Source organism: Bacillus sp. SIMBA_074 (assembly GCF_046534555.1).
Classification (GTDB): Bacteria; Bacillota; Bacilli; order Bacillales; family Bacillaceae_G; genus Bacillus_A; species Bacillus_A mycoides.
Map to the genome: position 1 here is coordinate 1 of NZ_JAWRYM010000768.1, position 259 is coordinate 259.

Sequence of the window (259 nt, forward strand, 5' to 3'; positions counted from 1 at the left end):
CATCGAAAACCAGGTTCTGCCGGCGGTTCTGCGTATCCTGGAAGGTTTCGGTTACCGTAAAGAAGACCTGCGTTGGCAGAAAACCAAACAGACCGGTCTGACCTCTTGGCTGAACATCAAAAAATCTGGTACCGGTGGTGGTGGTGCGACCGTTAAATTCAAATACAAAGGTGAAGAAAAAGAAGTTGACATCTCTAAAATCAAAAAAGTTTGGCGTGTTGGTAAAATGATCTCTTTCACCTACGACGAAGGTGGTGGT

General features: G+C 45.6%; 1 pseudogene. It reads left to right on the forward strand.

Annotated elements, in window-relative coordinates:
* Positions 1–115: 115 nt before the first annotated feature.
* Positions 116–259, forward strand: a pseudogene (locus SB773_RS32850) (hypothetical protein); the annotation flags it as partial.